The sequence below is a fragment of the Colwellia sp. 12G3 genome (assembly GCF_002836775.1).
Classification (GTDB): domain Bacteria; phylum Pseudomonadota; class Gammaproteobacteria; order Enterobacterales; family Alteromonadaceae; genus Colwellia.
Window position 1 is genome coordinate 144,590 of record NZ_PJAQ01000043.1, and the last position, 24,320, is coordinate 168,909.

The 24,320-nt window shown below is 37.4% G+C and carries 26 protein-coding genes; 21 read left to right on the forward strand and 5 right to left on the reverse strand.

Annotated features, from left to right (window positions below; translation table 11 throughout):
• Positions 1–10: 10 nt before the first annotated feature.
• The 11 genes from plsX to CXF71_RS10755 all read left to right on the forward strand — a co-directional run bounded on the left by plsX (position 11) and on the right by CXF71_RS10755 (position 9,711).
• Positions 11–1,060 carry a phosphate acyltransferase PlsX gene (gene plsX, locus CXF71_RS10705; protein ID WP_101232943.1) on the forward strand — a complete coding sequence of 350 codons (1,050 nt, stop codon included), beginning with the start codon at positions 11–13 and terminating at the stop codon, positions 1,058–1,060.
• Positions 1,061–1,163: 103 nt separating this feature from the next.
• Positions 1,164–2,102, forward strand: a complete 939-nt coding sequence (gene fabD, locus CXF71_RS10710; RefSeq protein ID WP_101232944.1) for an ACP S-malonyltransferase — start codon at positions 1,164–1,166, stop codon at positions 2,100–2,102.
• Positions 2,103–2,215: 113 nt separating this feature from the next.
• A complete protein-coding gene (gene fabG, locus CXF71_RS10715; protein WP_101232945.1) occupies positions 2,216–2,962 on the forward strand; it encodes a 3-oxoacyl-ACP reductase FabG in 747 nt (248 codons plus the stop codon).
• Positions 2,963–3,122: 160 nt separating this feature from the next.
• Positions 3,123–3,356, forward strand: a complete 234-nt coding sequence (gene acpP, locus CXF71_RS10720; protein WP_101232946.1) for an acyl carrier protein — start codon at positions 3,123–3,125, stop codon at positions 3,354–3,356.
• A 156-nt stretch (positions 3,357–3,512) separates the two neighbouring features.
• Positions 3,513–4,751, forward strand: a complete 1,239-nt coding sequence (fabF, locus tag CXF71_RS10725) for a beta-ketoacyl-ACP synthase II (RefSeq protein WP_101232947.1) — start codon at positions 3,513–3,515, stop codon at positions 4,749–4,751.
• A gap of 141 nt (positions 4,752–4,892) precedes the next feature.
• Entirely contained in the window at positions 4,893–5,699 is an 807-nt protein-coding gene (gene pabC, locus CXF71_RS10730) for an aminodeoxychorismate lyase (protein WP_101232948.1), read from the forward strand.
• 46 nt (positions 5,700–5,745) lie between these two features.
• Complete coding sequence (mltG, locus tag CXF71_RS10735) at positions 5,746–6,759, forward strand: endolytic transglycosylase MltG (protein ID WP_101232949.1); 1,014 nt, start codon at positions 5,746–5,748, stop codon at positions 6,757–6,759.
• Between the two features lie 73 nt (positions 6,760–6,832).
• Complete coding sequence (gene tmk, locus CXF71_RS10740; RefSeq protein WP_101232950.1) at positions 6,833–7,471, forward strand: dTMP kinase; 639 nt, start codon at positions 6,833–6,835, stop codon at positions 7,469–7,471.
• A 9-nt stretch (positions 7,472–7,480) separates the two neighbouring features.
• Positions 7,481–8,476 carry a DNA polymerase III subunit delta' gene (locus tag CXF71_RS10745; protein ID WP_101232951.1) on the forward strand — a complete coding sequence of 332 codons (996 nt, stop codon included), beginning with the start codon at positions 7,481–7,483 and terminating at the stop codon, positions 8,474–8,476.
• 9 nt (positions 8,477–8,485) lie between these two features.
• Complete coding sequence (locus tag CXF71_RS10750; protein WP_101232952.1) at positions 8,486–8,812, forward strand: PilZ domain-containing protein; 327 nt, start codon at positions 8,486–8,488, stop codon at positions 8,810–8,812.
• Between the two features lie 131 nt (positions 8,813–8,943).
• Positions 8,944–9,711, forward strand: a complete 768-nt coding sequence (locus CXF71_RS10755) for a TatD family hydrolase (protein WP_101232953.1) — start codon at positions 8,944–8,946, stop codon at positions 9,709–9,711.
• A gap of 484 nt (positions 9,712–10,195) precedes the next feature.
• Here the strand turns inward: CXF71_RS10755 and CXF71_RS10760 are convergent, their stop codons facing one another.
• Together CXF71_RS10760 and CXF71_RS10765 are read right to left on the reverse strand one after the other, a co-directional pair.
• Positions 10,196–11,776 (reverse strand): cation:proton antiporter family protein, encoded by a 1,581-nt coding sequence (locus CXF71_RS10760; RefSeq protein ID WP_101232954.1) that lies wholly within the window; start codon positions 11,774–11,776, stop codon positions 10,196–10,198.
• 630 nt (positions 11,777–12,406) lie between these two features.
• Entirely contained in the window at positions 12,407–13,027 is a 621-nt protein-coding gene (locus tag CXF71_RS10765) for an arylesterase (protein ID WP_101232955.1), read from the reverse strand.
• Between CXF71_RS10765 and CXF71_RS10770 the strand changes: the two genes are divergently transcribed.
• The 3 genes from CXF71_RS10770 to CXF71_RS10780 all read left to right on the forward strand — a co-directional run bounded on the left by CXF71_RS10770 (position 13,026) and on the right by CXF71_RS10780 (position 17,475).
• On the forward strand, positions 13,026–13,739 hold the full coding sequence (locus CXF71_RS10770) for an ABC transporter ATP-binding protein (RefSeq protein ID WP_101232956.1): 714 nt from the start codon (positions 13,026–13,028) through the stop codon (positions 13,737–13,739). The two genes, CXF71_RS10765 and CXF71_RS10770, sit on opposite strands and share 2 nt — an antisense overlap.
• The gene (locus CXF71_RS10775) at positions 13,729–16,242 is read left to right on the forward strand and encodes an ABC transporter permease (RefSeq protein ID WP_101232957.1); all 2,514 of its coding nucleotides are present in this window, start codon (positions 13,729–13,731) and stop codon (positions 16,240–16,242) included. Before CXF71_RS10770 ends, CXF71_RS10775 begins: the two co-directional genes overlap by 11 nt.
• Positions 16,243–16,410: 168 nt before the next feature.
• The gene (locus tag CXF71_RS10780; RefSeq protein WP_101232958.1) at positions 16,411–17,475 is read left to right on the forward strand and encodes an AI-2E family transporter; all 1,065 of its coding nucleotides are present in this window, start codon (positions 16,411–16,413) and stop codon (positions 17,473–17,475) included.
• A 161-nt stretch (positions 17,476–17,636) separates the two neighbouring features.
• On the opposite strand, the gene CXF71_RS10785 is transcribed toward CXF71_RS10780, so the two are convergent.
• From CXF71_RS10785 to CXF71_RS10795, 3 genes are all read right to left on the reverse strand, one after another.
• Positions 17,637–18,068, reverse strand: coding sequence for a lysozyme inhibitor LprI family protein (locus CXF71_RS10785; protein ID WP_101232959.1), 432 nt, complete (start codon positions 18,066–18,068; stop codon positions 17,637–17,639).
• Between the two features lie 123 nt (positions 18,069–18,191).
• Complete coding sequence (locus CXF71_RS10790; protein WP_101232960.1) at positions 18,192–18,494, reverse strand: YciI family protein; 303 nt, start codon at positions 18,492–18,494, stop codon at positions 18,192–18,194.
• 54 nt (positions 18,495–18,548) lie between these two features.
• A complete protein-coding gene (locus tag CXF71_RS10795) occupies positions 18,549–19,121 on the reverse strand; it encodes a septation protein A (protein WP_101232961.1) in 573 nt (190 codons plus the stop codon).
• A gap of 253 nt (positions 19,122–19,374) precedes the next feature.
• Between CXF71_RS10795 and CXF71_RS10800 the strand changes: the two genes are divergently transcribed.
• The 7 genes from CXF71_RS10800 (at position 19,375) to CXF71_RS10830 (ending at position 24,230) form a co-directional block, all read left to right on the forward strand.
• Entirely contained in the window at positions 19,375–20,157 is a 783-nt protein-coding gene (locus tag CXF71_RS10800) for a CbbQ/NirQ/NorQ/GpvN family protein (protein WP_101232962.1), read from the forward strand.
• A 16-nt stretch (positions 20,158–20,173) separates the two neighbouring features.
• Positions 20,174–20,773: a cytochrome c oxidase subunit 3 family protein gene (locus CXF71_RS10805; protein WP_232771448.1), complete on the forward strand. Its 600-nt coding sequence runs from the start codon at positions 20,174–20,176 to the stop codon at positions 20,771–20,773.
• Between the two features lie 43 nt (positions 20,774–20,816).
• The gene (locus CXF71_RS10810; protein WP_157826738.1) at positions 20,817–21,080 is read left to right on the forward strand and encodes a cytochrome C oxidase subunit IV family protein; all 264 of its coding nucleotides are present in this window, start codon (positions 20,817–20,819) and stop codon (positions 21,078–21,080) included.
• Positions 21,081–21,135: 55 nt separating this feature from the next.
• Positions 21,136–21,555: a hypothetical protein gene (locus CXF71_RS10815; protein ID WP_101232964.1), complete on the forward strand. Its 420-nt coding sequence runs from the start codon at positions 21,136–21,138 to the stop codon at positions 21,553–21,555.
• Between the two features lie 76 nt (positions 21,556–21,631).
• Positions 21,632–22,057 carry a group I truncated hemoglobin gene (locus tag CXF71_RS10820; protein WP_101232965.1) on the forward strand — a complete coding sequence of 142 codons (426 nt, stop codon included), beginning with the start codon at positions 21,632–21,634 and terminating at the stop codon, positions 22,055–22,057.
• An 83-nt stretch (positions 22,058–22,140) separates the two neighbouring features.
• Positions 22,141–23,997: a nitric oxide reductase activation protein NorD gene (locus tag CXF71_RS10825; RefSeq protein WP_101232966.1), complete on the forward strand. Its 1,857-nt coding sequence runs from the start codon at positions 22,141–22,143 to the stop codon at positions 23,995–23,997.
• Positions 23,998–24,029: 32 nt separating this feature from the next.
• Complete coding sequence (locus tag CXF71_RS10830; protein ID WP_101232967.1) at positions 24,030–24,230, forward strand: DnrP protein; 201 nt, start codon at positions 24,030–24,032, stop codon at positions 24,228–24,230.
• Positions 24,231–24,320: the final 90 nt, after the last annotated feature.

Below are 24,320 nucleotides of genomic sequence, written 5' to 3' on the forward strand. Positions count from 1 at the left end.
CTTACCTCGTTTGAGCTTAAATACTGATCTAACCATCGCGTTAGATGTTATGGGGGGCGATCAAGGCCCCCTTATAACAATTTCTTCAGCAATCATGGCTATCAATAAACAGCCAAATTTGCACCTCATTCTATGTGGTGATGCAATCATCATTACAGAAATTCTTGCCCGTTTTAAAATCACCAAAGAAAATTTAACCACTCATAAGCAGTTAAGTATTTTTCCGACCTCTCAAGTTGTTTTAATGTCGGATAAGCCCATTGTTGCACTCAGAACCAAAAAAGATTCATCAATGCGTAAAGCACTTGATCTAGTTCATGAAGGTCGTGCACAAGCTTGTGTCAGTGCCGGTAACACCGGGGCATTATTTTCGATGGCACACTTTGTGTTAAAAAATATACCGGGAGTAGAGCGCCCAGCACTTATTTCTTCTTTGCCCACCCACGATAAAGATAAACATGTTTTTATGCTAGATTTGGGCGCTAATGTTTTTTGTGACTCGCATGTCTTATATCAATTTGGTGTGATGGGTTCAGTAATGGCTGAACAAGTAGATGGTATTAGTAAGCCGCGAGTTGCTTTACTTAATATGGGTGAAGAATCAATTAAAGGCAGTGACCACATAAAACTTGCTGCACTTGAGTTAAGTGAAAATAAAAATATCAACTATGTAGGTTTCATTGAAGGCAGTGATATTTTTTCCAATAAAGCCGATGTTATTGTCTGTGATGGCTTTGTAGGTAATGTCGCGCTAAAAACCTGCGAAGGTGTAGCACGGTTAGTCTATCAAAAATCTAAAACGGCTTTTAGTGCGAGCTTATTGGCTAAGTTATTTGGATCATTACTTAAACCAAGCTTCAAAAAATTGTTTAAAACCATGAACCCCGACCAGTACAATGGCGCAAGTTTGATAGGATTACGCGGTATAGTTGTTAAGAGTCATGGTAATGCCAGTTCAAGTGCTTTTTTATCTGCCATAGAAGAAGCAGTAAAAGAGGTCGAAAGGCAAGTTCCTGAGAAAATTAAAACCTCATTTGAAGATGGCTTTGCTGGCCGATAACTCCTATTACATAGTGAAAATGTATTCGACAAGATAATTTTTCTTAAGCAAAAAGTATCAAAATCAAAATATTTATTAACAAGAACTTAAATAGAGTATTAATATGCAAAATAAATTAGCATTCGTTTTTCCGGGGCAAGGCTCACAAACTGTTGCCATGCTCAGTGACTTTGCAGAAAATAGTATCGTGCAAGCAACTTTTGAAGAAGCTTCAAAGGCTTTAGGTTATGACCTATGGCAATTAGTTGCAGATGGTCCGGCAGAAAAACTTAATCAAACTAATTTCACCCAGCCTGCGTTATTAACCGCCAGTGTTGCCTTATGGCGAGTTTGGCAAGCAGAATCGGAAGTGACTCCAGATGTCATGGCAGGCCACAGCTTAGGAGAGTATTCAGCGTTAGTTTGTGCGGGTGTGTTTTCCCTAAGTGATGCGGTAGTACTCGTTGAAAAACGTGGTGAGTTTATGCAGGCTTGTGTTCCTGCAGGAGTTGGCGCTATGGCGGCTGTTATCGGTTTAGCCGATGACGAAATCATTAAGGCTTGTGAAATGGCAAAAGAAGCTCAAGTCGTCTCAGCAGTTAATTTTAACTCTCCAGGTCAGGTCGTTATTGCTGGTCATAAGGAAGCAGTTGAACGTGCAGGTGAACTTTGTAAAGCAGCAGGCGCTAAACGCGTTTTACCATTGCCTGTTAGTGTGCCATCACATTGTGCTTTAATGAGTGATGCCGCAACTAAATTAGCTATTGAACTAGATAAAGTTACTTTTAATGCACCCGTTATTAATGTTGTTAATAATGTTGATGTTGCAAAGGAAACGGCAAGTGCAGCAATAAAATCTGCGTTAGTTAAGCAATTGTATTCGCCAGTACGTTGGAGCGAAACAATGAGTCTGCTAGCAAGTGAGGGCATCGACAAAGTTGTTGAAGTTGGACCAGGTAAGGTTTTACAAGGCTTAAATAAGCGTATAAATAAATCACTGCGCAGTGTTAGTTTCAATACTACTGACTCGTTACAACAAGCAAAAGATTTAATTAATAGTTAGGTTTAATTATTACTTAATAAGTGATAAAAGATTAGTTTAATAAAATTAACATAAATGATGCGCTATCATATCTATCAGGACAGCGTTTTAAAATAAAAATAGTAGGTAAGAATATGTTTTCTTTAGAAGGTAAAGTCGCTTTAGTTACTGGCGCAAGCCGTGGTATTGGTAAAGCAATTGCAACACAATTACAGTCACTTGGTGCAACGGTAATTGGTACTGCGACATCAGAAAATGGTGCTAATAATATAACTGAATACTTAACGGCCGATAACGGTAGTGGTATGGGCTTAGTGCTTAACGTGACGAGTGATGAATCTATCTCTGAAATGTTTGTTGCTATTAAAGAAGCACATGGCTCAATTGATATTCTCGTAAATAATGCTGGTATCACACGTGATAACCTATTTATGCGTATGAAAGATGATGAGTGGTCAGATATTATTGAAACTAACTTAACGTCTGTTTTTAAAGTAAGTAAAGCCGCGATACGTCCTATGATGAAGAAACGCACTGGCCGTATCATCAATATTGGCTCGGTTGTTGGTACCATGGGTAACGCTGGTCAGGTTAACTATGCAACAGCTAAAGCCGGCTTACTTGGTTTTACGAAAGCATTAGCTCGTGAAGTGGCTTCTCGTGGGATAACCGTTAATACCGTTTCACCAGGTTTTATTGATACTGATATGACACAAAGCCTGACTGATGAGCAAAAAGAGGGTATTTTCTCTCAAGTCCCTGCTAATCGTTTAGGTAAACCAGAAGAAATTGCAAGTACGGTGGCCTTTTTAGCATCAGATGCAGCGGCTTATGTAACTGGTGAAACTATTCATGTTAATGGTGGTATGTACATGGTGTAAGCCTTTATTTTTGTGGCTTACATTGTTTTTTAATAATATTTTTCAATAGCTCAACAGGTTAGACCAGTCTAAAAAAGTGAATTAGATGCTTGCAAGGCAAGCTGTTGACGAATACACTACACGCAATTTGAAAAACTGCACTTTCAGTAAAGGAAATAAAATGAGTACTATCGAAGAACGCGTAAAAAAAATCACAGTTGAACAGCTAGGTGTTAGTGAAGCAGAAGTTAAAATTGATTCATCATTTGTTGATGACTTAGGTGCTGACTCATTAGACACTGTTGAATTAGTTATGGCGTTAGAAGAAGAATTTGATACTGAAATTCCTGACGAAGAAGCTGAAAAAATCACAACAGTTCAAGCAGCAATTGATTACGTTACTGCTAACCAGTAATTGTTAATAAGTTCGATATTTCGGGCTTAGTAAAATAATAAAAGCGGTATACTTAATTGCAAGTGACCGCTTTTTTTTTATCTTTAATATGACTATATTATTCAATAGAATATTAATATTGGGTAATACATTTAACTTTTCGGAGGCCGCTCTGTTATGAGACGTGTAGTAGTTACTGGCATAGGCATGCTTAGCCCATTAGGCAACACCGCAGAAGAAACATGGCAAAACCTGCTGCTTGGTAAAAGTGGTATAGGTAATATTGATCATTTTGATACCACAGATTACCCCACTAAATTTGCAGGCTTAGTAAAAGACTTTGATGCCCAAAATTATATGGAACGAAAAGAAGCCAAAAAAATGGATCTTTTTATTCAATATGGTATTGCAGCGGGCGTACAAGCTTTTAAAGACTCAGGTCTTGAAGTTACAGAGCAAAATGCACCTCGTATTGGTGTTGCTATTGGCTCTGGCATTGGCGGTTTAGGCTTAATTGAGCAAAACCATAATAAGCTGATACAAGCCGATGGTAATCCACGTAAGTTATCGCCATTTTTTGTACCATCAACCATCATTAATATGATTGCTGGTCACTTATCAATTATGTTTGGTCTACAAGGCCCCAATATAGCAATTACTACGGCGTGTACTAGTGGCGTTCATAACATTGGACATGCTGCACGTATGATTGCTTACGGTGATGCCGATGCTGTTGTTGCCGGAGGCGCTGAAAAAGCTTCTACAACATTGGGTATGGGGGGCTTTGGTGCGGCTCGTGCTTTATCTCGACGTAATGATGACCCTGAAGCGGCATCTCGTCCTTGGGACAAAGATCGTGATGGTTTTGTTCTTGGTGATGGCGCTGGTATTATTGTTGTTGAAGAATATGAACATGCTAAAGCCCGTGGCGCAAAAATTTATGCTGAGCTAGTTGGCTTTGGTATGAGTGGCGATGCTTATCATATGACTTCACCACCTGAAAATGGTGATGGTGCCGCGCGAGCTATGCAAAATGCGATTAATGATGCAAAGGTAGATATTAGCAGAATTGGTTACATCAATGCCCATGGCACTTCTACACAAGCGGGTGATATGGCCGAAACTAATGCGGTTAAAACTGTATTTGGTGCAGGTGCAAAGAATGTAATGATGGGTTCTACCAAGTCAATGACGGGGCATTTGTTAGGTGCTGCAGGCGCTGTTGAAGCTATTTTCAGCATCCAAGCATTAATGCATAACCAAGTTCCACCGACAATTAATTTAGATAACCCTGATGCAGGTTGTGATCTAGATTATATTGCAGGTGCGGCACGTGATGTTGAATTGGAATACGTACTTTGTAATTCATTTGGTTTTGGCGGCACAAACGGCTCATTAATATTTAAGAAAATTTAATTTCTTAAATATTCTTAAATTTTTTGTTCGCAAGTAGTAATGTAAAATACTTGAAAAATCATGAGTAAGCCTGAATACTAACCTCCATGTAGAGGAAGTCTTCAGGCTTTTTTATGTCAATAATTAATGTAGCGACACTCAATGAAATATTGCTCGGTAAATGGTAAACAACAATCGAATATAGCGATTACCGATAGAGGTTTAGCTTATGGAGATGGGATTTTTACCACAGCTAAAATAGTTAACGGCAAAGTAGTATTGTTAGCTAAACATCTAGATAGATTAGTCCATGGTTGTCTGCATTTAAAAATTAAAGCACCGTGTAGAAACAATTTAATCGAACAATTGGCATCGGTTGCTAAAGGTTATCCACTAGCGGTATTAAAAGTAATGATTACTGCAGGCAGTGGCGGCAGGGGATACTCCCGAGAAGGGCTACGCGATAATGCAACTAATGTAATTATTATGATATCTAGTTTTCCTGATCATTACCAAGCTCTTGTCCAGCGAGGAATTAATCTTGGAGATAGTAAACAACAGATTGCGATTAGTTCAATGCTCGGCGGGATTAAACATCTCAATAGGCTTGAGCAAGTATTGTTAAGAGCTGAACTTGATGATCGAGTTGAAGATGATCTCGTTGTTACTAATTGCCAAGGTAATGTTATAGAGGCAACAAGTTCAAATTTATTTTATTGGCTTGATGAGCAGTTATGTACTCCTGACGTATCAACATCAGGAGTTGATGGTATTATTAGACAGACAATTATAGCCAATAGCCCGCAAGTGATAGTATGCCAAACTAAACTTGACGATCTTAAACAAGCTAAAGCCATATTTATCTGTAATTCTTTGATGGGCATCATCCCGGTAAAAACGTACAATAATCGGATACTTGTTGTCGATAATGTACTGCAGCTTCAAAGACAATTGAAAGGACTGATTTAAACAACTTTTACTGTTTTTGCTGGTCATTATTTATTAAGGAAAATTCGTGCTCCGAAAAATTATTCTTATTGTTTTATTAGTATTACTGGGTAGTGCAGGTACCTTAGTATATCAATTTCAACAAGCGTTAAAAGCACCTTTAGCAATTGAAAACGATAGTTTTTTAAAAATAAAACCGGGTAGTTCTATTAGCTCTTTTGCCAAGCAATTAGAGCAGTTGCAATGGATACCCACTCGTTTTTGGCTGAGAAATTATGGCCGACTATTCCCTCAAAAGGCAAATATTAAAGCGGGTACTTACCTGATAAGAAAAAACCTAACCTTAGCGCAATTATTAATACAACTTGTTGAAGGGAAAGAACATCAATTCTCGGTGACTTTTATTGAAGGTACACGCTTTAAAGATGCGTTAACGATACTAGCAGAGCATCCTTATATTGAACAAAGTATCAATAAGAAAACAGTGTTAGTTATTGCCGAAAAAATAGGTATCAATGTTGAAAATCCAGAAGGATGGTTATTTCCTGATACTTATTCCTTTACTGCAGGTACTCAAGATATAACATTATTAAAGCGTGCTTACACAAATATGCAGGCACAATTAAATAAAGTATGGGAAAGTAGGGCAGATAATTTACCGTATAAGACACCTTACCAAGCCTTGATTATGGCTTCTATTATCGAAAAAGAAACAAGTTATATCGCAGAACAGCCTGTTATATCGTCAGTTTTTGTCAACCGTTTACGAAAAAGAATGCGCCTACAAACAGATCCTACTGTTATATATGGCTTAGGGGATCGTTATCAAGGTGATATAACACGTGCACACTTACGTGAAAAAACGCCTTACAATACTTATAGAATTAATGGTCTACCGCCAACGCCTATCGCAATGCCTGGTCTATCAGCCCTTAAAGCAACATTAAATCCTGCCAATAGTGATTATTTTTATTTTGTTAGTGGTGGTAATGGCAAACATATTTTTAGCCGAACGTTGCCTGAACATAACCTTGCGGTGAAAAATTATCTAAAAAAGCAAAGACAGAATAGAACGAACTAAATAGTGTGATTTTTATAAATTATATAATTAGTTACATTAACCAAAACAACTGATTAAAGGTACAAGCTTAGCTATGTCTACAGGAAAATTTATTGTCATTGAAGGTATGGAGGGCGCTGGTAAATCTTCAGCTATCGGGGTAATTGAACGTATTTTAAATCAACATGGTATTGAGTATATTAATACCAGAGAGCCCGGTGGTACTCCTTTAGCTGAATCTTTGCGTGATATGGTAAAGTCAGTGGAACATAAAGAAACGCTAACCGTTGAAACCGAATTACTGCTTATGTATGCCAGCCGTAGTCAATTACTTGCTAACAAGATACTACCCGCTTTAACTGCAGGGAAGTGGGTAATAGGTGATCGCCATGATTTGAGCTCTCGCGCATATCAAGGAGGAGGACGAGGGTTTGATGAAGCGGTAATGGGCACCATTAGTGATATAACCCTGAAAGGCTTTCGTCCAGACATTACCCTTTATTTAGATATAGACCCTCATATTGGTTTGTCTCGAGCACAAGCACGGGGTGATTTAGACCGTATAGAGTTGGAGAAAATGGAGTTTTTTATCCGTGTTCATAATAAGTATAGAGAACTAGCTGAACAAGACGAGTCTATTATTACCGTTGATGCCGCACAAGTAATGCCAAAAGTGCATCTGGATATAGAGAAAGCTGTTAATGAGTTTATTGCTAAAATAGACTTGGATTAGAGATCAAGTATGTTACCTATTTGCCGCGAAAAACAAAGTCAATTAAGCCGACAATACCGGCAAAAAACCTTGGCACATGCCATTCTTATTCAGGGCATAGAAGGTTGTGGTAAAGATGCATTAGCACAATGGCTAATTGAATTGTTAATATGCCAACAACCATTAGCCACAAATAATTTACCTGAGCCGATTAGTCATGCCTGCGGGCAATGTAAAGCGTGCTTGTTAAGAAAAAGTGATAGCTACCCAGACCACTTATTATTGAAAAGCGAGAACAAAACCCTAGGGGTTGATGATATTCGTCGTGGTAATGCTTTTTTAGAGAAAACAGCTCATCTAGGTAAGGTAAAAACAATATTCATCCCACAAGCTCAAATTATGACTATTGCTGCAGCTAATGCATTATTAAAAACATTAGAAGAACCAAGCGCGAACAGCTATATCGTTCTAATTACAGACGATCTCGATAGCTTATTACCGACAATAATAAGTCGATGTGCTGTATATGCCATTAGACCTATGGTTGGTGAAGCCTTGTTGGCACAACTCAAATCATCGAACCCTCATGACTCTCAAGTATCAAGTGACGCTAGGTTACATGAAAGGTTAAATGATAATGCTTTTGTTAATTTATCTCAATTAGCTGAATTAACTGATGATGTTATTTTTCAAGAGTATCAAACCTTTAATCAATGTTTCTTAGATTTTTTATATTTTGGTCAAAGTGAAAGTAAAGTGCTTAGTCAGCTTGTTGATAATAAGCATGGCTTACGCTGGTTAGAAAAAATAACCTGCAATCTAGTCAGACAATCTTATCTCCTCATAGAAGCTGAGCAGATAACATCCGTTGTTAATCAAAAAATTTCAGTACAGGTGCTTAATCAAATATATCAAGCTATCATCAGTAGTAATAAACTGATAAAGTCTTATACCCAAGCTAATCGACAATTCGTCGGCGAACAGCTACTTATGACGATAAATGATATCGTTAGACCATCGACATAGGAGACCAACTTGGTTCCATTAAACGTAGAGTTCCATTCAGAGCGAGACTTATACCTTGCCTTTATGCCATTCCTTAAAGAAGGTGGCCTTTTTGTTCGTACTCCACGCCAGTATGATTTAGGCGATGAAGTGGAATTAAATATATTACTGCCCGATGCTTTAGAAGAGGCGGTCGTTCATGGTGAAGTTTGCTGGCTGACACCTATTGGCGCGCAAAATGGTACCCCTCCAGGTGTTGGTGTCACTTTTGTTAAAGATCCAGAAAAAATACGACACCAAATTGAGCAAATACTTGCTCGACATTTAAATTCTTCAGAGCCAACACTCACTATGTAGTTGAGCTACCTTGTTACAAATTATAACCCGTGATCATTCAAAGTGCAGTCTGAAACCTGCATCTTGAACGGTAGCGACTATAAGTGACAAACACTCTTTTTTAATAAACTTTTAAGCACAGGAGTTTTCCGTTGTTTATAGATTCTCATTGCCATTTAGATCGTCTTAACTTATCACTACATGATAATAATCTGGATAATGTTATCCAGGCCGCAAAAGCGGCTAAAGTAGATAAATTACTATGTGTCAGCGTAACGTTAGCTGACTTTCCTGAAATGGCAGCAAAAACCGCTCATTATGATAATGTTTTTCTGACCTGTGGTGCTCATCCTTTAAATCAAGAAGATAAAGTTAACCCTGAGCATCTGTTAGCATTAAGTAAAAATGATCGTGTTATCGCTATCGGTGAAACCGGACTGGATTATCATTACGCACCAGAGACTAAAGAACTACAACTTGACTCCTTCAAAAAGCATATTCACGTTGCCAAGCAATTAAATAAACCGCTTATTATTCACACCCGAGCAGCACAAGAAGATACTTTGTCTTTATTACGCAGTGAAGGAGCAGTGCAGGTAGGTGGAATTCTTCATTGCTTTACAGAAAGCTGGGATATGGCTGAACAAGCGATAGCATTAGGCTTTTATATTTCATTCTCAGGTATTGTCACTTTTAAGAATGCCACAGCTCTAAGAGAAGTGGCGGCATTAGTGCCGGATGATAAATTCTTGATTGAGACAGATGCACCCTATCTAGCACCTGTACCACATAGAGGAAAAGAAAATCAGCCCGCCTATGTGGTCGAAGTTGCCAAACACTTGGCAAGTATTCGTGGTCAATCAGTTGAAGAAATAGCGAAGTTATCAAGTGATAATTTCAATCGTCTTTTTAAGTTGTAAATAACCTTAATTTGTTCGCGTATAGCTATTATTTTCATGATTTTTAGTCAAAAAAAAACCCAAACATAAGTTTGAGCTCAAGGGTTGGCTCAAGGGGTTTGAGCCGTGCGCTAATTAACCATTATCTGGTAATTAAGATAAAAACAAAAACAAAAATAAACTAGGGTTGTAATCCAATTTACTACCACCTTAACAACAAAATATTACTTGATGCTAAGTTTGTGTAATTAAGTGTAGTGTAAGATTATTAAATAGCTAATGTTTATTTTTTTATTTGATTTCATTATTAAATACAGTGGGTTACCTGTGTTTATTGTATGAGTTGCTATTTTTTAACTTGTGCTGTTTACCGTTGTTGTGACCTTTTGTCACAAGTTTTCCACAGGATTTTCACAGTGTTATAATGAGCAGTTTTATTATGGTATTCGTGCTGTTATATCTGTTTAAGTACGCTTAATTAGCCACAGGGAAGTGTTATGTTATTTCAGTGGTTATCACATGCTTTAGGTAGTAACGCTAAGCTTTCCTCAGCAAAACCGACCCCTGCTTCAGTGTAAAAGTTAAATACTTTATCAATGCCGAATTCTTCTAGTTGTAAACGTTCATCGTCATAGCGTGCGACAGCCGCGATTTTCCCTTGATAATTTGCTGCATTCAATTGTGTAGTAATGCTAATAGCATCTTGTACTGAGGGTAGCGCAAGTAACACAAGTTCGAGTTTTGAAAGATCCATGCTTTCCCAAAAGTGAATATCTTCTGCATCACCATAATAGGCTTCAACATCTTGACTAGTTAACCAGTTGATCTTTTCTTTATCAGCATCTAAGCCCCATGCAGGATTAGTGCTATGGCTATTGATGGCTTGATAAGCACCCATACCAACTCTACCCATACCAATTATAACGATAGGGCGCTGAGATGGTTGACAAAAACTGTCTTCTTCAAGTTTTGCTTGTCGCTCAAAAAGTGATAAAAACCCTCTGTGTTTAGCAAAGAGAGTATGAGCAAATCGATAAAGAATATTTGTCAAAATAAATGAGATGGCCATGCTTAACGCAAGGATCACTAACCAATCATTACTAAGCCAGCCAGAACTAACGCTTAAGGCTCCTACAATTAGGCCAAATTCACTAAAGTTACTTAAAGAAAGAGCGCTTAAGAATGCACTACGACAACGCATTTTTAATAAACTGAAAATACCGTAGAACATCATAAATTTAATAGGGATTAATAATATTAATAAGGTGGCTAAACCTAACATCTCTAAAGTTGGTACTGCGGTAAACCCTATTGATAAGAAGAAACCGATTAAAAATATATCTTTAAAACCCATTAAGGCTTTATTAATCTCTGTCGCTTTAATATGGGAAGCTAAGTACATGCCGACAAGTAATGCGCCTAAGTCACCTTTAATATTAACTAACTCGAATAATTCATAGCTACCTAGCGCGAGGAAGAATCCCATCAAAGGAATTAACTCGCCATGTCCTACATGATTAATCACTCGATTAATGAGGGGTTTTATGAGGAATAAGCCTAATAACGAAAATGCCCAAACTGATGGCATTTTTCCGGTAGCGGCAACTAAAAAAGCAACGGCAATAATATCTTGAATGACAAGTATACTTACGGCTAATTTACCATGGCGAGTGCGCATTTCACCATTCTCTTCTAATAACTTGATTACACAAACCGTGCTGCTAAAACTCAAGGCAAAAGCGATCAGTGCAGCGGTCATTAAATCTAACTCGCTAAAGTAACTGACTGACATCAACGCGAGTATCTTAATAAACGTTATGGTGACCACAATCCAAAGTAAGGTATGTAAAGAGCAACCTAACCAAACTTCAGTTTTAAATAGATTTTTTACATTGAGTTTTAAGCCTATGGTAAATAGCATAATGGTAATACCCAGATCACTTAATAAACTTAAGCTGTCATCAGCTTGGTACCCTGCGATATTTAAAATAAATCCAGCTGCAAGGAAACCTATGGATGGGGGCAGTGATATTGATTTTGCCCCTAGGCCACAGGTAAAAGCGAAAAGTATCCAGATAAAGTCCATAGTATTGCTCTAGCTTATGTTGATTTACTAAACAGAAAAGGTTTTGATGTTTGTGACAAATATTGCGAGATAGATTTTAACACTAACGATAAATTATGCAGAATTTCTTATCGATAAATATTTTATGATTTTCTCACCACATGAAGACAAGTTTACCTTAAAAACAAGATCTTATACCAATTAAATCAGCTCATACAGGAAGTTTTATTAAGGGGGGAATTTAATGAATAAGACGCTTTAAAGAGTACATAGCAGGCTATTGGGGATGATAGCCTGTTATGTTATAGGAGAGTTGATTTGCTTAGTTATACCAAGTTGCTTAAGTTCTTTCCCACTCAGCGAGAATTAAAAGGCTTAGAGGCAAGGCATTGATTGAAGAGAATGGTTATTCCCTTATCAAAATCAATAACGCAGCATGTAAACCTTTTAAACTCGCCCTCTGGGAGCTTTCTCGTTGTTCACTAACATCGTTAAGTTTATTTGATTTAGAATGACTAAACCGAAACAAATTTGCCTTGTTATTGAACATCGAGCAGAGCTCTGAGTTGGGAAGAAATTTAATCAAATTGGTATTACTTAAATTGCTATTACACCCGTATATTTTAATGCTTTGTCTGATTTAAATGCACATTATTGTTGTAACCACTTAGCAATTTCTTTGTCCATAAAATCACGGATTATTGGCTGCGCTTTCACATTAGGGTGTAAATTATCGTTGAGCATTAGCGATGAATCTATGGCAATACCTTCCATAAAAAATGGCATAAGATAGGCGCCTGTTTGCTTGGATACTTTATTATAACTGTCGGTAAACATTTGCAGGTATCTTGGACCTAGGTTAGGTGGGATTTGAATTTCCATTAGAGCAACCTTTGCTCCATGTTGCTGGCTTTTAGTGACAAGCAGACTTAAATGTTTTTGTAATAATTTAACAGGAAATCCTCTTATACCGTCATTACCACCCAACTCAATTAAGACATGACTAGGTTGGTGTGTCTTTAGCCAAGTATCAATTTTTAATAAGGCGTTATCCGTGGTTTGGCCACTGATAGCAGTATTAATAATGGTGATGGGTGTGTTATCGTCACTATATTTATTTTGTAACAAATGAACCCATGCTTGCGCTTGCTCAAGACCATAGCCAGCGCTTAAGCTATCACCAATAAGTAAAATTTTATCATTTGCAACGCTTGTAAATGATAGGTTTGTCAAAATTAATATAATAATAAATTTTAGGAAATAACGCGTCATGTCAGTACTTTCTCAGTTAAATGTTATTCAAGTGTCAGGGCTTACTAAGCGTGTTAGTACACTTGAAGGAAGCCTCACTATCCTTAGCGATATTAACTTCTCTGTCAAGTCAGGAGAGTCAGTGGCTATTGTTGGCGCTTCAGGCTCTGGCAAGTCAACATTATTAAGTTTATTAGCCGGGTTAGATGTAGCCAGTGAAGGTGATGTTCATCTTGATGGTGAAGCCTTAAGTACCCTTGATGAAGAAGCGCGTGCTCGGGTTAGAGCAGAGAAAATTGGTTTCGTCTTTCAATCATTTATGTTGGTGCAAAGTTTAACCGCACTTGAAAACGTTATGTTACCGGCAGAACTTGCTGGAGATCATGATGCTAAAGCACAAGCTATTGAGTTATTGGATAAAGTAGGGCTTTCACATCGACTTGAGCATTATCCTTCCCAATTGTCAGGAGGTGAGCAGCAGAGAGTGGCTATTGCTCGGGCATTTATTGGTTCGCCAAAAATACTCTTTGCTGATGAGCCATCCGCGAATCTAGATAGCAAAAATGGTCATTTAATTGAAACGTTATTATTTGATTTAAATAAGCAAAATGGTACAACGTTAGTGTTAGTAACTCACGATGAACAATTAGCAAAACAATGCCAACACATTATTCACATTGAAGGTGGGCAACTTGAAAAAATCAGTCAAGGGGTAGAAGCCAATGTGGGTTAAGCTCGCCTTTAAACTCTTCTCACGAGAATTTCGTCGTGGTGAATTAACTATAATTTTTGCTGCAATAGCGTTAGCAGTTCTCACGGTATTTAGTTTATCGTCAATTACCGAGAGAATTGGCTTAAATATAGCGCAAAAAAGTAGTGATTTTATTGCCGCAGATCGTCGTTTATCCAGTAATCATGCTTTCGATCCACAAGTATTAACCAAAGCAAGTGAATTTGGCTTAGAAACGGCAAAAATGCTCTATTTTGACTCAATGTTATTTGCTAATGATGAGTTGATTTTAGGCTCTGTAAAAGCGACAACGGAGACTTATCCTCTAAGAGGAACAATAACGGTCAAAGATAGTTTGACCAGCAAAGATTATGAAGTTGATGTGGGTCCTGAGGCCGGTTCAGTTTGGCTTAGTGAAGGTTTATTTTACACCCTTAACGTAAAAATAGGTGATAAGGTCGAATTGGGGGCAGGGATTTTTAACGTCAGTAAAGTCTTAGTGAAAGAGCCGGATGCACCATTTTTCTCTCTGTCAGGTAATAAACGTGTACTCATAAGCTATGAAGATATTCCTACTACCCAAGCTGTTCAAGCAGGTAGTCGTGTATTTCACCGCCTTCTATTTTCAGGTAGTGAACAGCAACTAAGTGATTATTACGCTTGGCTTAAACCACAACTTAAAAGTAATCAAAACTGGGAAGGGATCAAAGATAGACAATCCCCCTTAGGCAATAACTTAGATCGCGCAGAGCGGTTTTTATTACTCGCTGGTTTATTTGGCATTATGCTAGCTGCAGTAGCGATGGCTGTTTCAGCAAAACGGTATTGTGAACGCCAATATGACCCCGTCGCCATGATGAAAACGCTTGGTGGCAGTCGTAAAGTTATCCGAAATATTTATCTTTTACACCTGAGCTTAGTGACAACTTTCTCTATTGTTGCAGGATTAGCAATAGGGTTTATCTTACAAACTATTGGTGCCGATTATTTAGCGACCTTTATGGGGACTGAATTACCTCAAGCAGGTGTTCGACCTTGGTTATTATCGAGCCTTATCGGCCTTATTTGCGCAATGATGTTTTCACTCAAACCTTTACTCGATTTATTTGATATTCCACCACTGCGTGTTTTACGCCGTAATTTAGGTGATACGTTAGCGATAAGTCGACTTCATCTAGCGCTATCATTTATGACTATTTTTGTTTTAATGTGGCTGTTTAGTGGTGAAATTATTACCACGCTAATTTTATTTGTCTCGACTTTATTGGTGATAGCCATTTTATTCGGTATCTCTCGATTATTATTTGCTGCTGGCCGGAGTTTAGGTCTTAGACCAGGTTCTAGTTGGTCTTTGGCAATAGCTACATTGCAAAAAAGAGCTAATGCCAATTCGATTCAACTGATCAGCTTTGCTTTAGCCATTAAGCTGATGCTATTTTTGGTCGTTTTAAAAACTGACATCATTGCAGATTGGCAAATGCAAGTTCCACCAGATGCTCCCAATATGTTCATCATTAATATTGCTGAAGACGAAGTCGATCCAATCAAACAATTCTTTACCGATAATAATATTGCTCACGAAGCTTTTTACCCAGTTTTTAGTGGCAGAGTTGATGCGGTAAATGGTGAGGAGTATGCTCGAAGAGTATCAAAGCAAGAAGGTGAAGAAAAAGATGAGGATGCTAGACAAGGGGTCAATAGAGAGCCGAACTTAACTTGGTTAGAGTCTTTACCTGAAGGTAATGAAATAACTGAAGGACAATGGTTCTCTGATGAAGCTAAGACTGGAGATGAGATTGAGGTGTCTGTTTTTGATGGTTGGCAAGAAACACTTGATTTAAAACTGGGTGATACCATTACATTATTAGTTAATGAACAGCCAATAAAAGCCAAAGTTACTAGTTTTAGGAGTGTTGATTGGGGAACGCTCAAACCTAATTTTGTCATGATCTTAAGTCCAAACATGGCAGGAACGGTACCAGTAACCTATTTTAGTGCCGCAAAACTTCAGGACGAACACACAAAGGGTATAAGTAAATTATTACAGCGTTACCCTACGATAAGTATGATTGATATCAAATCTCAAATTGAACAAGCGCAATCTATTATTGCGCAAGTTTCATTAGCGATTGGTTTTGTTTTATCTATTGTGTTGATTAGTGGTGCTTTAGTACTTATTTCACAAGTACAAGCGAGCTTGGCTGAGCGTATGCAAGAAGTAGTGATATTACGAACGTTAGGCGCTAAAGGTCGCCTAATTAAACTCGCTACACTCTATGAATTCATGCTTTTGGGTGCTATTTCGGGGTTAGTTGCAGCCATAGTCAGTGATGTTGCATTACTGGTTATTCAACAGCAACTCTTTAGTATTGAAGGACGACTTCATCCTTATATTTGGTTGTTAGGGCCGTTCAGTGGCGCTGTATTTGTTTCGACCATTGGTTACTTTATGGTCGCAAGAACTATGAGGCAAAATACCCAAGGCTTATTAAGAAAAATTGCTTAATCTAGTTAGGTGCTCCTTGTTGATTACAAGGAGCACTAAATGCTAAAAATTCACGTTGTGATTAAACCACTTTTATTAGAATGAAATTTACCCCTGAAAAATCAACCGTTCCTAGTCTAAAAATTATAATTGAGGTATATTGAAACGATAAATATAAGGAAAATTTTTATGGTTTCAAGTTTAAATCAAAGTTCTATAGCAAAAGCTTTTGTCACCGTCGCCGCCATTTTTATCATTTTTGCGGGTATTAAAACAGCGGCAAATATATTAGTGCCTTTCTTGCTGTCAGTATTTATCGCAATCATCTGTAATCCATTAATTAATAAAGCAAGCGCATTTAAAATACCCAAAGCATTTTCTATCATTTTTGTTATTGGCGTTTTTGTTACCATGGCTGTATTTCTAACGGGATTAGTAGGGAGTTCGTTGAATGAACTTTCGCAACACATACCTCTATACAGAGTACAACTTAAAGAACAATTTGTTTGGCTAACCGATTTCCTTAACAGTCATGATATTCAGCTCTCTTCATCTATAGTAATTGAGTATTTTGATCCTGCTGCAGCAATGGGATTAGCCGCTGAAATGTTATCTAGTTTTGGCTCAGTGATGACCAACTTGTTTCTGATTATATTAACGGTCGTTTTTATGTTGTTTGAATCGTCTACTTTTCCTCATAAGTTACATTTAGCGCTAGATGACCCTCAAATGCGTTTGAAACAAATAGAGCGATTTCTATCTTCAGTTAACCATTATATCGCCATTAAAACGCTGGTGAGCCTTGCTACGGGTTGCATCGTGTCACTAATGTTATGGAGTTTTGGTTTAGACTTCTATTTATTATGGGGAGTGTTGGCCTTTTTACTTAATTATATTCCCAATATCGGCTCTATCATTGCCGCGGTACCGCCCATGACGTTAGCTATTTTACAACTAGGTATTGGAGAAGCTGGCGCTATAGGTTTAGGTTTCGTTTTAATTAATATGGTGATGGGCAATATTATTGAACCTAGGTATCTGGGCAAAGGGCTAGGTTTATCTACGTTAGTGGTTTTCTTATCATTGATTTTTTGGGGGTGGTTACTTGGCACCGTCGGTATGTTATTAAGCGTACCACTGACGATGATATTAAAGATAGGTTTAGAGAGCTCACCAGAAGGTCGTTGGTTAGCTGTGTTATTAAGTGATGAAGTTGAGTTGGTAGATAACACCGAGCAAGCATTACTTGATTAAGTTGAGTACCACGCAATATGTAAGTTTTATCGTTTGTGATGAGTTACCGTTATAGATGCGGTAATTAAACTAGACCAATAGAGAGCAACGCCGCTTTTGAATATTTTAACCAGCATGCGTGGGCAGTAACTTAATGGGATTGGTATTACTCCGCTAAATTACTAAGGAGTAGGATTCGTCGTTTTAATGTTACTCAGTGCGGTTATCCTACTTTGGCTTAACATCACATAACACGTTTTATAGGCCAAATCCGCACCTCTTTCGGGGGATATAGCCAGATATTGCCAACGGCAATCATTTTCTCTATAAGTAATAAAGTTACTTTGCGAACGCTTAAACATCTTTAATGCGGAATAACGGCCATTAACTAATGCCTTTTCTTCTAAATTAAAGGTATGCAAATTCACCCATGTTTGTAATTCTCGATCAACAAAGGATATTACGCTGTCTAAACAGCGAGACATTGGCGGCGAGGACATATTCTCAGCGTTTTGCTTTTGACACTCTTCAATGCTTTTTGTGGCATGAGCTGGAGAGAACATCAATAAATGACATAAAAGTGTTGATGCTAAAAGTATTTTATTACGGATCATTTTACGATTATATACTCAAGTTATTACGAGAACAAAGTACTCAAAAAGCTAATGCTTTTATGATTAAAGCTCAAACATTAGCGCTAAGTTTAGTTGATAAATAGGTGACTATAACTATTTTTATTATGCGGGTAATACCTTTTTATAAGGTTTTACCGTGACTCTCTTATAAACACCGGCACTGATATATGGGTCTTGATCTGCCCATATCTGTGCGGCAGTTAAACTATCAAACTCTGCAACAATTAATGAACCAGTAAATCCAGCTTCACCAGGATCTTCATTATCAATGGCTGGGCATGGACCAGCAATTAACAGTTTCCCTTGATCTTGTAAGTCTTTTAAACGTTCAATATGCTTATCACGAACAGATAGACGCAAGCTGAGTGAGTTTTCAACATCTTCACTGTATATAACATAAAACATGGCATGTATTCCTTTAAATAATAGGTTGTGCTGGCTAATTTTCAATTGGATAATCTAATTAGATTCATTGCTTTTTGCATTGGTAACGTTTTCATCTTCCTCAACTGGCAAGTACCGGTATAGGAATAGAATAGAAGTAATAGAAAAAAGAAACATTAAGCCTGTTAAGCCAAACACCTTAAAGTTAACCCAAGTGTCAAGATCATAATTAAAAGCAATATAGTAATTTAGTAAGGCGCAAAATAGAAAGAACAGAGCCCAAGCTACGTTTAATCTTGACCAAATGTTTTCTGGTAACGATAACGACTCACCTAAAAACTCTTTAATAATATTTTTTTTGAACAGGGCATTACTTACTAATAATGCACCAGCGAAAAAGGCATTAATAATGGACACTTTCCATTTCAGAAAAGCATCATTTTGTAAATAAATAGTTAGGCCACCAAAAACAACAATCAAGCCGAAGATTATCCATTGTTTAGCAGGGATTTTCTCTTTCTTAATCATGTAGTAAATTATTTGCACGAAGGCAGCGATAATTAAACTACCAGTAGCCCAATAAATACCCGCGATTGAATTAACAATGAAAAAAATAATGAGGGGGAAGTATTCAAGAAATAACTGCATATAAAACCATGATTAAAGGTGACATTAAAAGTGAAGTTAAGGCTATTTTAACAATCACGGTGCGACGAATATGACAATTTTAACGAATGCGAGATTAATAGCCAAGCTTATATTTGCATATCAGTGAACTATAAATTTTTTATTTCACCATTGTCATTGATCTTCATCAACGAACAGGCTTTACGTAATTGTACTTTTATAAAGAGCAAGGTACTTTAACGTCAAGTTTAATTACCATAGATATATCTCTCTAATGACAGCTGACAAGTTATTTTACCAAGAACAAAGCAATGAAGTATCATTGTTTACTTATGCTTTTGAGCACCAACTTCCTGTATTGATAAAAGGGCCAACAGGTTGTGGTAAAACACGTTTTGTCGCCCATATGGCAGAAAAACTGAATAAACCTTTATACACAGTTGCTTGTCACGATGATTTAACCGCGGCAGACTTAGTGGGTAGACACTTAATTGGGCCTAATGGTACGTATTGGCAAGATGGCCCATTAACGCGCGCAGTGCGTGAAGGTGGCATTTGTTATTTAGATGAAGTTGTTGAGGCACGTAAAGATACTACAGTGGTTTTGCATCCTCTGGCCGATGACCGTCGTATTTTACCTTTAGAGCGAACAGGTGAGATACTTGAAGCCGCACCAGGTTTCATGTTGGTAGTTTCTTACAACCCCGGTTATCAAAATTTACTAAAAGGTATGAAAGCGAGTACGAGACAACGCTTTGTTGCATTACGCTTTGAATACCCTAATGCGGAACTGGAACAACAAATTTTGATTAAAGAAGCATCTGCTGACCCGCATTTAGCTTTTAAATTGGTTGAACTAGCAGGTGCTTTACGTCGATTAGAACAAAATGATTTAGATGAAGTGGCCTCAACACGTTTATTAATTTATGCAGCGAGAATGATCAGTTCAGGTATGGACCCGTTAGAAGTTTGCCGTTGCTGTTTAGCTGAGCCATTATCTGATGATCCTCAAACGGTAAAAGCCTTGATGGATGTTGCCAGAATATACTTCGATTAGTTATCCTGCCAATTTTATGAGCAATTCATCAATCGCTTTAGTACACCAAGATAGGGTATTTCCAGATAAAAAGCTGCCAGGTGATTTAGCCATGTGGTTTTTTATTTTGGCAGAACTTACTGTTTTTGCCCTGTTCTTTATAGGCTTTGCCGTAAGTGAACAGCTAAACGAAACAATGTTTAGCCAAGGTAAAGCTCAGTTACATCAAATGTCAGGTTTAATTAATACCATTGCTTTGATTACCAGTAGTTTTTTTGTCGCATTGGCACTGACTGCGATGCATAAAGCACAAGCTAAAAAAGCGGTGTTATTATTACTAACCGCTAAAGTGTTCGCATTAATTTATATTTCGGTGAAAGTTTGGGAGTACCTATCGCTATTTAAGCAAGGGATAACCATTGAAACGAATACTTTTTTCACTTTATATTTTTTAATCACTGCTTTTCATTTGATGCATGTTTTATTGGGCATGGTGATCTTAGCTTTTCTTGCGTACAGTGCTTGGCATGATAAGTATCTGAATAATGACCTTTCTGGCTTTGAAGCTGGGACAAGTTATTGGCACATGGTGGACTTATTATGGATAATTTTATTTCCGTTGATATATGTCATTTAAGTCTAAGTAGCGAGTAATTAAGGTAATGTATAAGGATACATTAGTGCAGATAAATATAATCGTTAATCCAGCAACAAAGAGTTGGCTTTTACTTGTTCTTTTAAGTGTTATCGCTATTTATTTACCTGAAGCTATTGATAATAGGTGTATATATATTATCAGCGTGTTAATTATTGTCGTGATAAAAGGTCAACAAATTGTTGATGTATTTATGGAACTTAACACTGCACCCCGATTTTGGCGCTTGATATTTTTAAGTTACATTGTACTGTTACCGATAATTATTACTGCGATATATTTAATGTAATTGTGTCTGTATATCAATCAGGATTATACCAATTAAACGAATCAAGGAGGAAAGTGTGATTAATCAAAAGCCCAGTCCTAGCGGGACGTTTGCAGTCATTTGTCAATCGTTGTACTTAGCCAATTTACTTTTGCTACCTGGCATATTCTTTTTAGTATTACTGTATTATTATCGTCAATACCATCAGCAAAAAGTTCATAATGAAGAGGGTATCGAAGATCAAGTTGTGCATAATAAAATAAGAATGAGAAACCTAGGCATAGGAAAAATTCATCTTATAAGAAGTATACAGCTTTCAGTAATTGCCGGTATTTTACTGGTCGTAGTGCCCTTAGTCGTTATTTACTTTACGTCGCAACTACAAACATCAATCATGGTTGGATTGATTTATTTTGTCACTTTACATGCGGGTTTTGTTCTTGTTGGTATGTTGAACTTATCTCGGGCAATGGCAAAAAAACTCCCTATTTTTTAATACCCGTTATGCATTTTTCCTCTATAGTTTGATTAACTATTTATTATTATCATTGGTTACTGGGGCGAAACACGTAATGACGAAGATTGATGATTTTAATCGTATAGGAGGACGAGCTAGCTTGATCGCTATTAACAAAGTCTTTTACGATAAAGTGTATCAACATCCTTGGTTGAAACAGTATTTTTTAACAATACCTCAGCAGCATATTGAAGATCAACAAGTTGATTTTATGCAAAAAGTGCTTGGAGGAGAAAATCACTATATTGGTAAAGCCCCTCCTGTTGCACATAGTCATATGTTTATTCCCGATGAGTTGTTTGATGTAAGAAAACAACTACTTGTAGACACGTTTAGTGAAACGGGTACTCACCCTGAGCTGATTGATAAATGGTTAAATCTTGATGAATCGTTCCGCCGAATATTGGTAAAGAAATCGCCTTCTGAATGTAAACCCCGCTTTACCACAGATCCAATCTTAAACTTTGATAAACCAAAATAACCTTCTATTGACCCACATCACAGCAATCGATAATTTTATTGATACAATCGTACTACTATTTATTTAAATGAATGTATTCAGCTATGGAAGAGTGGGTTGGTGGACTTTGGCATAAATATATTACTCGTAAAGCAAACCCTGAGTTTGATGATGCACGAGTAAATTTTGATCAAGTAAGTAAATCCGTCGCAATGGTTTTTCGAGCCCTAGGTGGTGATGTTGTTAAACGCGTCGAAGCGGCAACAGGACGTGAATATTTAACCCGTAAAAGCTTCTTGCAAAAAATATCAGGTGATAATCAACTGGTTAGCCTTGCCTGGCAAGATGAAGAAAGCTTACGCTTACCAGAATCACTGGCGGTATTTAATGACAAAACGCTAAATTATGATCTTTATATTTGGCTTGCTGTACTTGCTGCCCATCATAATGGTAGTTTTCGTCACTGGGCTAAAGACAATCAAGCCTTGGTAGTCAACGTATTAGAGAAATTCCCTGCGCTACATAACCGATATCGCCGCTTAGCTAAAGCATTTGTAGCGATGCGCCCACCATTAGATAAATTGCCACCAATAGAAAGAACAATGGAAAGGTCTATAAGGGATGCCATTTTAACCCCTGGCTCTGTTAATGAATTTCCAGTAGTCAATTTTGCCCCGCAAGCGGTATCTTTATGGCTTTACCCCTCAGCCAGTTGTGATGATGTGTTTGCTGCAGAAAGCGATGAGGATGAACTATCCGATGACATTGAAGATAAGGACGAAGAGAAAGAAGCGACTAAAAAATCTCATAGTGCACGAAAAAAAGCTGAACGAGTTGACTCTCCTGATAGTCGTGGTGGCATGATGATTTTTAGACTAGAAAGCTTATTTTCATGGAGTGAGTTTTCAAAAATGGACCGTGGTACTGATGATAGTGATGAAGATGAGGAGGACTATCAAAGCACTATTGATGATCTTGATAAAATCACTTTAACCAAAAAGCAAGAGCATCAAAAAAGTGGTCAAATAAAAATAGATTTAGATTTACCTTCGGCGTCTCAAGATGATATTCCGCTAGGCGAAGGCATAAAGCTACCTGAATGGAATTATAAAACACAAACGTTACAAGAGGATCGATGCTTATTACAGCCGATGCTACCGCGTGATGCCGCGCCAGCAAAATTACCGATAAAATTACAAAAAACAGCCAAAATGATCCAAGCTCAGTTTGAGCAATTACGCAGTGTAAAGTATTGGTTGAAAGCTCAATCACAAGGAGAAGAGCTTGATCTAAATGCTTGGCTGGATTTTCATGTTGAAAGTAAAACGGCTGCAACGGCGGAAAAAGGATTATTTAAATCATATCGAGGAAATAACCGTGATCTATCATGTTTGTTATTAGCCGATTTATCAATGTCGACGGATTCTCACTTAGATAATGACAATCGTGTTATTGACGTAGTGCAAGACAGTTTATTGTTATTTGGTGAAGCATTACAGTCTGTTGGTGATAACTTTGCAATGTACGGTTTTTCTTCAGTAAAACGCAGTAATATTCGATTTACTATGCTTAAAAACTTTAATGAAAATTATAACGATCATGTAAGGGGGCGTATTCAAGCAATTACTCCTGGTTTTTATACTCGTATGGGGGCCGCTATACGTCAAGCAACAAAAGTAATCAGTGAACAAAAAACAGCGGATAAGTTATTGCTTATTTTAACGGATGGTAAGCCTAATGATATCGATCACTATGAAGGTCGATTTGGTATTGAAGATACGCATCAGGCCATTAATGAAGCAAAACGACTAGGCATCAAACCCTTTTGTATAAGCATAGATGTTGATGCACAAGAGTATTTACCCTATTTATTTGGTAATGATGGCTTTACTCAAATATTGAGACCAGCTCAATTGCCATTACGCTTACCGCAATTGTATCATCAGTTGACTTCGCATTAGCAGCGAAAAAACTAATATTAGAGGGGTATAGTATGAGTCAAATAACTAAAACGTGTCTGTATTGTCAAACTGAAAATGACAATGAGGGTGAAAATAAACTATGTCGGCACTGTGGTATGGAACTACCTGAAAAACATCCTAATGATAGAAATATTAAGGTGAAATTTTTTGTTAAAGCTTTTTGGCTGATAGCACTATTCTGCCTAGTTATGGTCTTTTATTTACCTCGCTAAAAATACTTTCTTGTTTGGTTTTATGGTAAAAGCAAACGACTCGGTAACTCCTTAAAAAGTGTAAGGAAATATTATTTTTCTTGCACTTTT

Coding starts and splice junctions, on each gene's coding strand:
- CXF71_RS10800 (WP_101232962.1), top strand. CDS start 19,375: ATGACAGCTGACAAGTTATTTTACCAAGAACAAAGCAATGAAGTATCA.
- CXF71_RS10805 (WP_232771448.1), top strand. CDS start 20,174: ATGAGCAATTCATCAATCGCTTTAGTACACCAAGATAGGGTATTTCCA.
- CXF71_RS10780 (WP_101232958.1), top strand. CDS start 16,411: ATGGTTTCAAGTTTAAATCAAAGTTCTATAGCAAAAGCTTTTGTCACC.
- pabC (WP_101232948.1), top strand. CDS start 4,893: ATGAAATATTGCTCGGTAAATGGTAAACAACAATCGAATATAGCGATT.
- CXF71_RS10775 (WP_101232957.1), top strand. CDS start 13,729: ATGTGGGTTAAGCTCGCCTTTAAACTCTTCTCACGAGAATTTCGTCGT.
- CXF71_RS10825 (WP_101232966.1), top strand. CDS start 22,141: ATGGAAGAGTGGGTTGGTGGACTTTGGCATAAATATATTACTCGTAAA.
- CXF71_RS10760 (WP_101232954.1), bottom strand. CDS start 11,776: ATGGACTTTATCTGGATACTTTTCGCTTTTACCTGTGGCCTAGGGGCA.
- CXF71_RS10795 (WP_101232961.1), bottom strand. CDS start 19,121: ATGCAGTTATTTCTTGAATACTTCCCCCTCATTATTTTTTTCATTGTT.
- CXF71_RS10820 (WP_101232965.1), top strand. CDS start 21,632: ATGACGAAGATTGATGATTTTAATCGTATAGGAGGACGAGCTAGCTTG.
- CXF71_RS10830 (WP_101232967.1), top strand. CDS start 24,030: ATGAGTCAAATAACTAAAACGTGTCTGTATTGTCAAACTGAAAATGAC.
- fabF (WP_101232947.1), top strand. CDS start 3,513: ATGAGACGTGTAGTAGTTACTGGCATAGGCATGCTTAGCCCATTAGGC.
- tmk (WP_101232950.1), top strand. CDS start 6,833: ATGTCTACAGGAAAATTTATTGTCATTGAAGGTATGGAGGGCGCTGGT.
- fabD (WP_101232944.1), top strand. CDS start 1,164: ATGCAAAATAAATTAGCATTCGTTTTTCCGGGGCAAGGCTCACAAACT.
- CXF71_RS10770 (WP_101232956.1), top strand. CDS start 13,026: ATGTCAGTACTTTCTCAGTTAAATGTTATTCAAGTGTCAGGGCTTACT.
- CXF71_RS10785 (WP_101232959.1), bottom strand. CDS start 18,068: ATGATCCGTAATAAAATACTTTTAGCATCAACACTTTTATGTCATTTA.
- CXF71_RS10745 (WP_101232951.1), top strand. CDS start 7,481: ATGTTACCTATTTGCCGCGAAAAACAAAGTCAATTAAGCCGACAATAC.
- CXF71_RS10790 (WP_101232960.1), bottom strand. CDS start 18,494: ATGTTTTATGTTATATACAGTGAAGATGTTGAAAACTCACTCAGCTTG.
- fabG (WP_101232945.1), top strand. CDS start 2,216: ATGTTTTCTTTAGAAGGTAAAGTCGCTTTAGTTACTGGCGCAAGCCGT.
- CXF71_RS10765 (WP_101232955.1), bottom strand. CDS start 13,027: ATGACGCGTTATTTCCTAAAATTTATTATTATATTAATTTTGACAAAC.
- acpP (WP_101232946.1), top strand. CDS start 3,123: ATGAGTACTATCGAAGAACGCGTAAAAAAAATCACAGTTGAACAGCTA.